Source organism: Thiosulfatihalobacter marinus (assembly GCF_016019955.1).
In the GTDB taxonomy this organism is placed as follows: Bacteria; Pseudomonadota; Alphaproteobacteria; order Rhodobacterales; family Rhodobacteraceae; genus Shimia; species Shimia marinus_A.
The window spans coordinates 535,429-548,518 of record NZ_JAECRZ010000001.1; the positions used below are offsets into that span (position 1 = coordinate 535,429).

Here is a 13,090-nt window from a genome sequence, read left to right on the forward strand (position 1 = left end):
GACGCGCGCCCATGGCCATTCAGCCCTGTGACAGGTTTTCCGCCAGCCAATGTTCCAGCCAGTGGATATTGTAATCGCCGGTCTGAACCGCCTCTTCCGCCAGCAGCGCGTGAAACAGCGGCACGGTGGTGTCGATCCCGTCCACGATCAGTTCGCCAAGCGCGCGGTGCAGGCGGGCGAGCGCCTCGGGGCGGTCGCGGCCATGCACGATCAGCTTGCCGATCAGGGAATCGTAATAAGGCGGGATGGCATAGCCGTCATACAGCGCGGAATCCATGCGCACGCCCAGCCCGCCGGGGGCGTGATAGGCCGTGATCCTGCCGGGACAGGGCGAGAAGTTTGGCAGTTTCTCGGCGTTGATGCGCACCTCGATGGCGTGGCCGTTGATTTCCAGTTCGTCCTGGGTAAAGGACATGGGCAGTCCTTCGGCGACGCGAATCTGTTCGCGCACCAGATCGACACCGAAAATCGACTCGGTCACGGGATGTTCAACCTGAAGACGGGTGTTCATCTCGATGAAGTAGAATTCGCCGTTCTCATAGAGGAATTCGATCGTGCCGGCGCCGATGTAGTTGATCCGGGCCACGGCATCGGCGCAAATCCTGCCGATGCGCGCGCGTTCCTCGGGGCTGATCGCGGGGCCGGGGGCCTCTTCGAACACTTTCTGGTGGCGGCGTTGCAACGAACAGTCGCGTTCGCCCAGATGTACGGCGTTGCCCTTGCCGTCGCCAAAAACCTGAATCTCGATATGGCGCGGCGTGGTGAGGTATTTCTCGATATAGACCTCGTCATTGCCAAAGGCGGCCTTGCCCTCGGCGCGGGCGGTCATGAACGCCTTTTCCATTTCCCGGGCATTGGCCGCGACCTTCATGCCGCGCCCGCCACCACCGGCGGTGGCCTTGATGATCACCGGATAGCCGAATTCCTCGCCGATCTTCAGGGCCGCGGCCAGATCGGGCACGCCGCCATCCGAACCGGGGACACACGGCACGCCCAGCGCCTTCATCGTGTCCTTGGCGGTGATCTTGTCGCCCATCACGCGGATATGTTCGGCGGTGGGGCCGATGAAGGTGATGCCGTGATCCTCGACGATCTGCACGAAATTGGCATTTTCGGAAAGGAAGCCATAGCCCGGGTGAATGGCCTGTGCGCCGGTGACTTCGCAGGCGGCAATGATGGAGGCCATGTTGAGATAGCTGTCCGTGCCGGGGGGCGGGCCGATGCAGATGGCCTCGTCCGCCATGCGCACATGCATCGCGTCGGCATCCGCCGTGGAATGGACCGCGACCGACTGGATGCCCATCTCGCGGCAGGCGCGGATCACGCGCAGGGCAATCTCTCCGCGGTTGGCGATCAGGATTTTGTCAAACATGTCAGCGCCTTACTCGATAATAACCAGGGGGGCGCCGAATTCAACGGTATCGCCGTCACCCACGAGAATGCGTTTCACGGTGCCCGATCTGGGGGCCGGAATGTGATTCATGGTTTTCATCGCCTCGACGATCAGGATCGTATCGCCCTCGTTGACCTGCGCGCCGACCGACACAAAGGCGGGGGCGCCCGGTTCGGCCTGAAGATAGACCGTGCCGACCATCGGCGAGGTGACGGCGCCGGGGTGGCTGGCAGGGTCGTCGAGGGCGGCTGCCGGCGCCGGAGCGGGCGCGGCGGCAGGGGCGGCGGCGGGCGCTGACGGAACGGCGGCGGCCATGGCCACGGGGGCCGCGGCGATGGTCTGGCGGCTGACACGCACGTTCAGGCTGTCATCCTCGCCATAGTCGCGCTTGACCTGGAGTTCGGTCAGATCGTTCTCGCGCAGAAGCTCTGCCAGAGCCTTGATGAAGGCGACATCGGATTCGTGCTTGTTGGTGCTCATTGTGGTTCCTACCCTATGCGGCGCTTGGCGCGATTCAGTCGTTGATTGGTTTCCCCTGCGGCGCCTTATAAGAGAAAAGGACAGCGGTGGAAAGCTGATCTGAGGCATGAAACTAGGGGTGAGCGCGTGATTTATCGAGGGGAAGGCGGCAAAAATCTCCCCGTTGCTCAAAGTGGCATCCCGGACAGTTTGGCGACAAGTTCAGCCAGCTTGCGGGCGCCGAACTTGCGCAGCAGCCGGGCGCGGTATTCCTCGACCGTGCGGTAGGACAGAGATAGCTCCAGCCCGATCTCCTTGGAGGTAAGGCCCCGGCAGGTCAGGATGGCCACTTCGCGTTCCCGCTGGGTGAGGGCCACGATGGGGCGGTCGTCGGACAGATCGGCAAAGGACCAGATCCCGCGCTGAAACGGGTTTTCCGGGGTCAGCGACTGACCGCGCACGCGGCACCAGAACAGCCCGCCCCCGCGTCGCCGCATGATCCGTTCGTCTTGATAGCGCCCCGACTGACGCATGACCGCAAGACCGCGTTCTCCGATCGTCTGGAAATCCTCTTCGGATGCGTAGAATTCGCCAAGCGACACGTTTTCGCAATTGTCCGGAGACTCCCGGAACATCTCGGCGAAATGACGATTGCAGCGCCGGATGATCCTGTTTTCGAGGATCGCAAGCCCGACGGGCGCATGTTCAAAGGCAAGAGCATCCAGTTCCATGGACATCAGAAATGGCACAAGCCGCCGCCAAGGCCAAGAGACAGCGTATTTCTACGTCATTGTCTGCGGCAAGGGGCTGGAGCATGGTAAGGCCGGACGAATGGGGAGGCAGACATGAACATCGCGGCTTGGCTGGAGCGGACGGCGCGTATGTCGCCCGATGCGGGGGCGATATTCCTGGGGCGGGCGCAGGACGCCACCTATGGTCAGTTTCACGAACGGGCGCTGGCGGTTGCCGGGGGGTTGCGGGCCAGGGGTGTGGCGCCGGGCGATCGGGTGGGGCTGTTCATGAAGAACGTGCCGCAATACCTGATCGCGCAGTATGGCGCGTGGTATGCGGGCGCGGTGGTGGTGCCGATCAATGCCAAGCTGCACGGGCGCGAGGCGGCCTGGATCCTTGGGGATGCCGATGCGGCGCTGTGTTTCACCTCGCCCGGATTGCATGAGGCGCTGAGCGCGCATGCCGATGTGGCGTGTGTGAATGTCGCCGATGACGCCTGGCGGACGATCCAGGAGGCGCCACCGCTGGCGGCGGTGACGCCGCGCGCGCCCGACGATCTGAGCTGGCTGTTTTATACGTCGGGCACCACGGGGCGGCCCAAGGGGGTGATGATCACCAACCGGATGCTGAGCGCCATGGCGCTGAGCTATCTTGCGGATGTGGACGAGGTGACGCGCGACGATGCCGCGCTTTATGCCGCGCCGCTGAGCCACGGGGCGGGGATCTACAACCTGATGCATGTGCTGAAGGGCGCGCGCCACGTGCTGCCGCAGGGCGGCGGGTTTGACGAGGATGAGATTTTCGATCTGGCGCGCCATTTCGGACGGGTGCACATGTTTGCCGCGCCGACCATGGTCAAGCGTCTGACCATTGCCGCAAAGGCCGCGGGGACGCGCGGAGAGGGGTTGCGCAGCATCGTTTACGGTGGCGGGCCGATGTATGTGGCCGACATCATCGAGGCGGTCGATCATTTCGGACCGATCTTCGTGCAGATTTACGGACAGGGCGAATGCCCGATGTGCATCACCGCGCTGAACCGCGACGCGGTGGCGGATCGTGCCGATCCGCGCTGGCGAGAGCGGCTGGCCTCGGTCGGGCGGGCGCAATCGGTAGTGGAGGTGGCGATCTGCGATGAGGCGGGCGCGCCGTTGCCAGCCGGGCAGGTGGGCGAGATCGTGGTGCGTGGCGATGCGGTGATGCCGGGCTATTGGAACAACCCCGAGGCCAGCGCCAGGACAATCGTGGATGGCTGGCTGCGCACGGGCGATATGGGCTGTCTGGACGCGGATGGGTTTCTGACACTGAAGGACCGCTCCAAGGATATGATCATTTCGGGTGGCACGAATATTTATCCGCGCGAGGTGGAAGAAGCGCTGTTGTTGCATCCAATGGTGCGCGAAGTGTCGGTTGTGGGCCGCCCGCACCCGGACTGGGGCGAGGACGTGGTGGCCTTTGTGGTGGCGGATGCAGAGATGGACAGTGCGGCGCTGGACGCGCATTGTCTGGACCACATCGCCCGGTTCAAACGGCCCAAAGCCTATTTCGCGCTGCGCGAACTGCCCAAGAACAACTATGGCAAGGTTTTGAAAACCGAGTTGAGGAAGATGTTGGAGGATATGTAAATGACGGATTTGACAGGGAAAACGGCGCTGGTCACGGGATCGGTGCAGGGGATCGGGCTGGCCATTGCCGAGGAACTGGCCAAGGCGGGTGCGCGTATCGCGGTGCACGGGCTGGCCGGGGATGCGCAGATCGAGGAGGCCTGTCAGCATCTGCGCGACAAGGGCGCGCCGCAGGCCGAGTTTTTTCGCGGGGACATGCGCCACCCGGATCAGATTGCCGAACTGATGCAGGCGGTAGAGGCCTGGGGCGGGGCGGACATTCTGGTCAACAATGCCGGTATCCAGCACACGGCGCCGATTGCCGAAATGCCGGTGGAAAAATGGGATGCGATCCTGTCGATCAACCTGTCGGCGGCGTTTCACACGATGCGCCACGCGATGCCGAAAATGGCCGAACGCGGTTATGGCCGGGTCATCAATATCTCCAGCGTGCACGGGTTGATCGCCAGCCCCGACAAGGGGCCGTATACGGCGGCAAAATTCGGGCTGGTCGGGCTGAGCAAGGTGGCGGCGCTGGAATATGCGGCAGCCGGGAGCCGGGCAACGGGCGGGGTGACGGTGAATTGCATCTGTCCGGGATGGACCGAAACCGCGATTATCGAGCCGCAGATCGAAGCGCGCGCCAATGCCCTGGGCGGCGTGGATCGTGACACGGCGATTGCCGATCTGCTGAAGGAAAAACAGCCCTCGCAGCGCACCAATACACCGGCAGAGATCGGTGCGCTGGCGGTGTGGCTGTGCAACCCGGTGGCCCATAATATCACCGGAACAGCGATCCCGATGGACGGCGGCTGGACCTCTCAGTAAACAAAAAAAGCCCGGCCATCAGGCCGGGCGTTTCGGTTTCTGGATTGGCGGATCAGTTGACGATCGTGGCCTGTGTTGCGGCGCGCAGTTCGTCCTCGGTGACGCCATCGGCCATTTCCACGATCCGCAAACCGCCCTCGACCACGTCCAGCACGCCGAGATTGGTGATGATCCGGTCCACCACGGCCCGGCCTGTCAGCGGCAGGGTGCATTCCCTGAGCACCTTGCTGTCGCCGTGTTTGTTGGTGTGATCCATGACCACGACCACACGGCCCACACCGGCCACGAGATCCATCGCGCCGCCCATGCCCTTGACCAGCTTGCCCGGAATCATCCAGTTGGCAAGATCGCCGTTTTCGGCCACTTCCATCGCGCCCAGGATCGCCATGGCAATCTTGCCGCCCCGGATCATGGCAAAGGATGTGGCGCTGTCGAAATAGGCGGTCTGGGGCAGTTCGGTGATGGTTTGCTTGCCGGCATTGATCAGGTCGGGGTCTTCCTCGCCCTCGTAGGGGAAGGGGCCCATGCCCAACATGCCGTTTTCCGACTGGAGCGTCACCTCGACCCCGTCGGGGATGTAGTTGGACACCAGCGTCGGGATGCCGATCCCGAGATTCACATACCAGCCGTTCTGAAGTTCCTGGGCCGCGCGGGCGGCCATCTGGTTACGATCCCAAGGCATTAGGCTTCCTCCCGCTTGCGCACGGTGCGCTGTTCGATGCGTTTTTCGTGACTTCCCTGGATGATGCGATGCACATAGATGCCAGGCAGGTGGATGCTGTCGGGGTCCAGCGAACCGGTTTGCACGATCTCTTCCACCTCGACAATGCAGGTCTTGCCGCAGGTGGCGGCGGGGTGGTTGAAATTGCGCGCGGTCTTGCGGAACACGAGATTGCCTGTCGGGTCGGCCTTCCAGGCCTTGACGATGGCCAGATCGGCAAAGATGCCCTGTTCCATGATGTAGGTTTCGGGCGCGCCGTCCGCGCCTGTGGGGAAGTCCTTGTGTTCCTTGCCCTCGGCGATCACCGTGCCGACACCGGTTTTGGTGAAAAACCCGGGAATGCCCGCGCCGCCGGCGCGCATCCGTTCGGCCAGCGTGCCCTGGGGCGTGAATTCCAGTTCCAGTTCGCCCGACAGATACTGGCGCATGAATTCGGCATTCTCGCCCACATAGGAGGAGATCATCTTTTTCACCTGGCGGGTTTCCAGCAGGATGCCGATGCCCGCGCCGTCAACGCCGGCGTTGTTGGAGGCAAATGTCAGATCCTTGACGCCCGACGCCCTGATGGCATCGAGCAGACCTTCGGGAATGCCGCACAGCCCGAAGCCGCCCGAGGCGATCAGCATCCCGTCGTGCAGGATGCCGTCAAGCGCCGCGGCCGCGTTTTCATAAACCTTGTTCATGGAACTCTCCCTGTGATCCGGAATTGGAGAGGTTTTGACCGTGAGTCAGGGGGAAGTCAATGTGGCGTGTTGCGGAGCCGTATTACTACGGACCGACAGCGTTTTCCTGCAAGGATAACGCACCGGAAATTTTGCAAATTTCCGGCCTCCTCCCTATTTCGCAGCGGATTTCTTGGGCCGCGCCTTGCGTTTGGTGCCTTTCCTGGCCGCTTTTTCCGCGATCAGCGCCACTGCCATCTCCATGGTGACATCGGCGGGTTCGGTGCCCTTGGGCAGGGTTGCATTGACCTTGTCCCATTTCACATAGGGCCCGTAGCGCCCCTCCATCACGTTGATCGCTCCGCCGTCTTGGGGATGTTCGCCCAGCTCGCGCAGCGGTTTGGCCGATGTTCCACCGCCCCGCCGACCGGGATTGGCGCGCTTTTCGGCCAGCAATTCGACCGCACGGTTCATGCCGATCTCGAACACGTCGTTCGGATCCTTGAGGTTGGCATAGACCGGTTTGGCCTCGTCGGGCAGCTGGTGCATGACATAGGGGCCAAAGCGCCCGAAATTGCTGCTGATCATGCCGCCCTCGGGGTGTTCGCCGATCTCGCGCGGCAGGCTGAGCAGGGTCAGGGCCTTTTCAAGGTCCATCTCGTCCTTGTTCCAGCCGCGCGGCAGGCTGGCGCGCGGGGGTTTCTTGTTGTCCGGTGTCGGTTCGCCGCGCTGCACATAGGGGCCGAACCGGCCCGATTTCAGCCAGATCTCGTCGTCGCCGTCCATGCCCAGCACCCGCTCGTCGCCATCGGCGCCTTCGCCCGCGATGGGGCGGGTATAGGTGCATTCCGGGTAGTTGCCGCAGCCGACAAACCCGCCGGTCCGCGAGGTTTTCAGGTGCAGCTTGCCCTGACCGCATTTGGGACAGATGCGCGGGTCCGAGCCGTCTTCGCGCGGCGGATACAATTGGGGCGCAAGCGCGTCATCCAGCACATCCAGCACTTCGGTGATGCGCAGTTCCGAGGTTTCGGCGATGGCGACGGAAAAATCTTTCCAGAAACGCGCCAGAACGTTCTTGTAATCGCGGTTGCCGGCCGAGACATCATCCAGCTCTTCCTCGAGATTGGCGGTGAATTCATAGCCGACATACTGGCGGAAGAAATTCAGCAGGAAGATGGTGACGATGCGGCCCTTGTCCTCGGGGATGAGGCGGTTCTTGTCCTTGCGGACATATTCGCGGTCCTGAATCGTGGTGATCACGCTGGCATAGGTTGACGGGCGCCCGATGCCCAGCTCTTCCATTTTCTTGACCAGAGTCGCCTCGGTATAGCGGGGCGGGGGCTGGGTGAAATGCTGTTCGGGGGTGATGGTTTTCTTGGTGGCGGCTTCGCCTTCGGCGATCTGGGGCAGGCGTTTGTCGTCGTCATCCACGACATCGTCGCGGCCCTCTTCATAGACGCGCAGAAATCCGTCAAACAGCACCACCTGACCGGTGGCGCGCAGTTCGACCTGGCCGTCGTCGCTGGCGATATCGACGGTCGTGCGCTCCATCCGCGCGCCTTCCATCTGGCAGGCGAGCGTGCGTTTCCAGATCAGATCGTAGAGCTTGCGCTGATCGTCATCCGACAGTTTCAGCGAGGCGGCATCGCGCGTCATGTCGGTGGGCCGGATACATTCGTGGGCTTCCTGCGCGTTCTTGGCCTTGTTCTTGTACATGCGCGGGCTGTCGGGAACGTATTGGGCGCCGTAACGATCCTTGATCGCGTCGCGCGCGGCGGTCACGGCTTCGGGCGCCATGTCGATGCCGTCGGTCCGCATATAGGTGATGTGCCCGGCCTCGTAGAGGCGTTGCGCGGTGGACATGCACTGGCGCGCGCCCATGCCGAACTTGCGGCTGGCTTCCTGTTGCAGGGTCGAGGTCATGAAGGGCGCCGAGGGGTTGCGGGAGGCGGGCCTGGCCTCGACCCGGGCGATGGACAGGTCGCGCGAGGTGATCGCCTGAACGGCCAGTTCCGCGGCGGTGTCATTGGCGAGGTCGAACTTGTCCAGTTTCCTGCCGCCCAGCACGGTCAGCCGGGCCTCGTATTCCTGCCCGCGCGGGGTGCCGAGCAGCGCCTTGACCGACCAGTATTCGCGCGCGTTGAATGCCTCGATCTCCATCTCGCGTTCCACGATCAGGCGCAGGCACACCGATTGCACGCGCCCCGCCGAGCGTGCGCCGGGCAGTTTGCGCCACAGGACCGGGGAAAGATTGAAGCCCACGAGATAATCGAGGGCGCGGCGCGCCAGATAGGCGTCGACCAGCGGCTGGTCGATGGTGCGGGGATTCTGCATCGCCTCGGTCACGGCGGATTTGGTGATCGCGTTGAACACAACGCGGCTGACGGGTGTGTCCTTTTTCACCGCGCGCCGCTTGCGCAGCGCCTCTTCCAGATGCCAGCTGATCGCCTCGCCCTCGCGGTCCGGGTCGGTGGCGAGAATCAGTTCGTTGTCGTCTTTAAGAGCGTCGGCTATCGCTTTGACATGTTTGCGGGAATCGTTCCCGATCTCCCATGTCATGGCAAAGTCGTGCTCGGTGTCGACAGAGCCGTCCTTGGGCGGCAGGTCACGGACGTGACCATAGGACGCCAGGACGGTGTAGTTCTTCCCCAGATACTTGTTGATGGTCTTGGCTTTCGCCGGGGATTCGACAACGACAACTGGCATGAAATCTCCTCTCGACTCTGGACGAGCGTTATGGCGGCGAAAAATGTGGGGCGAAAGGGGGAATTGTCAATGCGCCGGAAATACCTTGGTGGCGGGGTGGGGCGAAATGGGATCATCTTTGCGCGGATTTGGGGGGCGGTCGGCCGTGGCACGCAGGAGCAGGGCGATGCCCGGCGGCGCCGTGGCGCGCAGGTTCCGGAAAAGGATGCGGGTTCAGGCGCGGCTGAGCAGGCCGCCGGATTGCCGTCTGATCCGACCGTCCAGTTCCAGATCGACAAGCGCCGGGGCCACCTGGGCGCTGTTGGCGCGCAGATCGCGGATCAGCTGATCCTCGGCCACCGGGGACGGGCCAAGCCGGTCGAGTATCTGCATGTGCAGGTTCGATATGTCGCGCAGGCTGCGCGCCGGCGGCTTGGGTGCGGGGGGGAGATTGGGCAGTTCGGGTTCGGCGCCGGGCAGGGTGGCGCCCAGATCGGGCAGCGCCTCGATCACGTCCTCGGCAGAGCGGACCAGCGTGGCGCCGTCGCGGAGCAGCATGTTGCACCCGGCGGCGCGCGCATCGAAGGGATGGCCGGGCACCGCAAGCACCTCGCGCCCCTGGTCCAGCGCGTTGCGGGCGGTGATGATGCTGCCGGATTTGGCGGCGGCCTCGACCACGATCACGGCGCGGGCCAGCCCCGAGATGATCCGGTTGCGGGCCGGGAAATGGCGCGCCTGCGGCATGAGGCCGGGGGGCTGTTCGCTGAGCGTCAGCCCGTCGCGGGCGATATCGTCGGCCAGGCGGGTGTTTTCCGCCGGGTAGATCACATCCACGCCGGCGGCAAAGACAGCCACGGTGCCAGAGGGCAAGGCGGCAAGATGGGCCGCCGTATCCACGCCGCGCGCCAGCCCGGACACGACCACGATCCCCTTTTGACCCAGATCGCGCGCCATTGCGCGCGCCATGCGGGTGCCCAGCGACGAGGCATTGCGCGCGCCGACGAGCGAGATCATCGGCTGGTGCAGCAATTCAACCCGGCCCCGCGTCCATAGGATGGGCGGTGCGTCGGCAATCTGGCGCAAAGCGTCCGGGTAGTCGCGATCCGCGCAGGTGATCAGGCGCGCCCCGGCAGCCCGGCCTGCGTTGAGTTCCTTGTGAATGACGGCCTCGGGGCAGATTTCGTACCCCTCGACCCCGGCGGCGCGCGCCACTTCGGGCAAAACCGCGAGCGCGGCCTGCGCGCTGCCATGTTCGGCCAGCAATCTGTGAAAGGTCGTCGCGCCCACCCGACGTGAGCGCAAGAGACGAAGCCACGCAAAACGTTCTTCTTCCGTGGTGGGTGGGAGTTGGGGGTGAGTGGAAGAATAATAGTCTTCAGTCATCCGTGGCTCCGCCTGCTTGCAGAATCAGGTGTAGACCATGGGTGGTTAATGACGCGTAAACCACGGCGACATTTCCAGCGGCGGTGCTTTGACCCGGGAACGCGGGGCGGGCCGTCAGGCCGCCGAACCGCCCACGGTCAGCCCATCCATCAGGACGGTCGGCTGGCCTACGCCCACCGGCACCCATTGCCCGGCCTTGCCGCAGTTCCCCATGCCGGGATCTAGCGCCATGTCGTTGCCCAGCCCCCGGATCTGCATCATGGCCGTGGCGCCATCGCCGATCAGGGTTGCGCCCTTGACCGGTGCGCCGACCTTGCCGTTTTCGACGCGATAAGCCTCGGTACAGGAAAACACGAACTTGCCATTGGTGATGTCAACCTGGCCGCCGCCGAATCCGACGGCATAGATCCCGTCCTTCACCGAAGCCACCAGATCCGCCGGGTTGCTGTCGCCGCCCTGCATGTAGGTGTTGGTCATGCGCGGCATCGGCGCGTGGGCATAGCTTTCGCGCCGCCCGTTGCCGGTGGGCGCCACACCCATCAGGCGGGCATTCTGGCGATCCTGCATATAGCCGACAAGAATGCCGTCCTCGATCAACGTGGTGCGCCCGGAGGCGGTGCCCTCGTCATCCACCGTGATCGAGCCGCGCCGGTCTGGGATGGTTCCGTCATCCACCACCGTGACACCGCGCGCGGCAACCTGCCGGCCGATCATGCCGGTGAATTTGGAACTGCCCTTGCGGTTGAAATCGCCTTCCAGCCCGTGGCCCACCGCCTCGTGCAGCAGGATGCCGGGCCAGCCGGGGCCAAGCACCACCTCCATCGGGCCGGCGGGGGCCGCGACCGCTTCGAGATTGACAAGGGCGATGCGCAGCGCCTCGTGTACCTTGGCCTGCCAATCAGCCGGGTCCAGCAGGCCATCCAGCCCGATCCGCCCGCCGCCGCCGGCGCTGCCGCTTTCGCGCCGCCCGTCCTTTTCGACGATGACCGAGACATTCACGCGGGTCATCGGGCGTATGTCGGATACATGCGTGCCGTCGGGGCGCAGGATCACCACCTCCTGGTGGCTGGCCGCCAAAGTGGCCGAGACCTGCACCACGCGGGGATCAAGATCGCGGGCAAAGCTGTCGATCGCGCGCAGGGTTTCGATCTTGACCGGAAAGGACACGCCGCCGATCGGATCGGCATCGGTATAAAGGCGACGATTGGTCGGCTGGGGGCTGTCGGCCAGAACGGCGCCGCCTTCGCCGACGGCAAGCCGGGCGGTTTTCACCGCCCGCCGGATCGCGGGTTCGGAAATGTCGGTGGCATGGGCATAGCCCGCCACCTCGCCGCGCACGGCGCGCAGGCCGAATCCCTCGCCGGCGTCATAGCTCGCGGTCTTCAGCCGCCCGTCATCAAATACCAGTGCCTCGGAACTGCGCCGTTCCAGGAACAGTTCGCCATCATCGGCGCCGTCGGTGGCCTGACGCAAGAGGGTCAGGGCCGCATCCCGGTCAAGGGCGGTGTCAAAGGGGCGAAACTTGTCATTTGTCATGTGATTTTTTTCCTGCTTTTTGATCTGAATCAAAAAAAGCGTCTGTTTGCCGCAAGCTTGTGACTTTATCTGTGGCATAGAATATGGTTTCTAGGCGCGAAACAACAGCAGGATTCCGCCGACTGGGCGACCGGTTCTGCAACATATCAAAGAACAACACTGAAACCGATCAGGGTGAAACATGCGACTTCTCTCGACAATCCTGGGCCTTCTGGCAGCATTTACCGCCGTTCCGGCCCTCGCACAGAGCGTTGAAACCGTGGGCAAACCCACACCTCGCGGTGTGGGCTTTCAGCCAGCCGCCACCGAACTGGCCCGCCAGCTGCAATCGCTGGACCAGATGCTCCTGATCATCATCACGGCGATCGTGGCGTTTGTGGTTCTGCTGATTCTTATCGTCATCGTGCGCTACAACCGGCGCGCCAACCCCAACCCGGCCTCGTTCACACATAACACGCCGGTGGAAATCGCCTGGACGCTGGGACCGATCGTGATCCTGGTGTTTATCGGCGCGTTCTCGTTGCCGGTGCTGTTCAACCAGCAGGAAATCCCCGAAGGCGAAATTCACATCAAGGTGACGGGCTATCAGTGGTACTGGGGCTATGAATACACGGATCACGATTTCGCCTTTGACAGCTTCATGCTGCCCCGCGAAGAACTGGCCGAAAACGGGTATAATCCCGATGAATATCTGCTGGCGACGGACACCAGGGTTGTCGTGCCGGTTGGCAAGACCGTCGTGATGGACGTGACCGGTGCCGATGTGATCCATTCCTGGACCATTCCCGCTTTTGGCGTGAAGCAGGATGGGGTGCCGGGCCGGATCGCCCAACTCTGGTTCAAGCCCGAGCGGGAAGGCATCTATTTCGGCCAGTGTTCCGAGCTGTGCGGCAAGGATCACGCCTATATGCCGATCACCGTGCAGGTGGTTTCCGAAGAAGCTTATGCTCAGTGGCTGGAAGGCGCGATCGAGGAATATGCCGGCGACCGCAATACGCTGCCTTCGACGAAAGTGGCCCTGGCCGATTGAGGACATGGTGGCCGGGCGCACTCCCGGCCAGCCTCCCGACAGGCGGTTTTGCCTGTAAGC

Annotated in this window: 11 protein-coding genes; 3 read left to right on the forward strand and 8 right to left on the reverse strand. The window is 63.5% G+C overall.

Going from position 1 to position 13,090, the window contains the following annotated elements:
* Positions 1-19 precede the first annotated feature (19 nt).
* From accC to I3253_RS02580, 3 genes are all read right to left on the reverse strand, one after another.
* On the reverse strand, positions 20-1,372 hold the full coding sequence (gene accC, locus I3253_RS02570; protein WP_197916052.1) for an acetyl-CoA carboxylase biotin carboxylase subunit: 1,353 nt from the start codon (positions 1,370-1,372) through the stop codon (positions 20-22).
* A 9-nt stretch (positions 1,373-1,381) separates the two neighbouring features.
* Complete coding sequence (gene accB, locus I3253_RS02575; RefSeq protein ID WP_197916053.1) at positions 1,382-1,873, reverse strand: acetyl-CoA carboxylase biotin carboxyl carrier protein; 492 nt, start codon at positions 1,871-1,873, stop codon at positions 1,382-1,384.
* 167 nt (positions 1,874-2,040) lie between these two features.
* Positions 2,041-2,583, reverse strand: coding sequence for a LuxR C-terminal-related transcriptional regulator (locus I3253_RS02580; protein ID WP_408647773.1), 543 nt, complete (start codon positions 2,581-2,583; stop codon positions 2,041-2,043).
* 114 nt (positions 2,584-2,697) lie between these two features.
* Between I3253_RS02580 and I3253_RS02585 the strand changes: the two genes are divergently transcribed.
* Both I3253_RS02585 and I3253_RS02590 read left to right on the forward strand, forming a co-directional pair.
* Positions 2,698-4,206, forward strand: a complete 1,509-nt coding sequence (locus I3253_RS02585; RefSeq protein ID WP_197916054.1) for a class I adenylate-forming enzyme family protein — start codon at positions 2,698-2,700, stop codon at positions 4,204-4,206.
* Positions 4,207-5,013 (forward strand): 3-hydroxybutyrate dehydrogenase, encoded by an 807-nt coding sequence (locus tag I3253_RS02590; protein ID WP_197916055.1) that lies wholly within the window; start codon positions 4,207-4,209, stop codon positions 5,011-5,013.
* 52 nt (positions 5,014-5,065) lie between these two features.
* Here I3253_RS02590 and I3253_RS02595 read toward each other — a convergent pair whose 3' ends face one another.
* The 5 genes from I3253_RS02595 to tldD all read right to left on the reverse strand — a co-directional run bounded on the left by I3253_RS02595 (position 5,066) and on the right by tldD (position 12,000).
* Complete coding sequence (locus tag I3253_RS02595; protein ID WP_197916056.1) at positions 5,066-5,695, reverse strand: 3-oxoacid CoA-transferase subunit B; 630 nt, start codon at positions 5,693-5,695, stop codon at positions 5,066-5,068.
* Positions 5,695-6,417: a CoA transferase subunit A gene (locus I3253_RS02600; protein WP_197916057.1), complete on the reverse strand. Its 723-nt coding sequence runs from the start codon at positions 6,415-6,417 to the stop codon at positions 5,695-5,697. The genes I3253_RS02595 and I3253_RS02600 overlap by 1 nt, the downstream gene beginning before the upstream one ends.
* Before the next feature lie 153 nt (positions 6,418-6,570).
* Complete coding sequence (gene topA / locus I3253_RS02605) at positions 6,571-9,102, reverse strand: type I DNA topoisomerase (protein WP_197916058.1); 2,532 nt, start codon at positions 9,100-9,102, stop codon at positions 6,571-6,573.
* A gap of 213 nt (positions 9,103-9,315) precedes the next feature.
* Positions 9,316-10,464: a DNA-processing protein DprA gene (gene dprA / locus I3253_RS02610; protein ID WP_197916059.1), complete on the reverse strand. Its 1,149-nt coding sequence runs from the start codon at positions 10,462-10,464 to the stop codon at positions 9,316-9,318.
* 114 nt (positions 10,465-10,578) lie between these two features.
* Positions 10,579-12,000, reverse strand: a complete 1,422-nt coding sequence (gene tldD, locus I3253_RS02615) for a metalloprotease TldD (protein ID WP_197916060.1) — start codon at positions 11,998-12,000, stop codon at positions 10,579-10,581.
* Between the two features lie 181 nt (positions 12,001-12,181).
* On the opposite strand from tldD, the gene coxB reads away from it, so the two are divergent.
* The gene (gene coxB / locus I3253_RS02620) at positions 12,182-13,030 is read left to right on the forward strand and encodes a cytochrome c oxidase subunit II (protein WP_197916061.1); all 849 of its coding nucleotides are present in this window, start codon (positions 12,182-12,184) and stop codon (positions 13,028-13,030) included.
* The last annotated feature ends 60 nt before the right edge of the window (positions 13,031-13,090 follow it).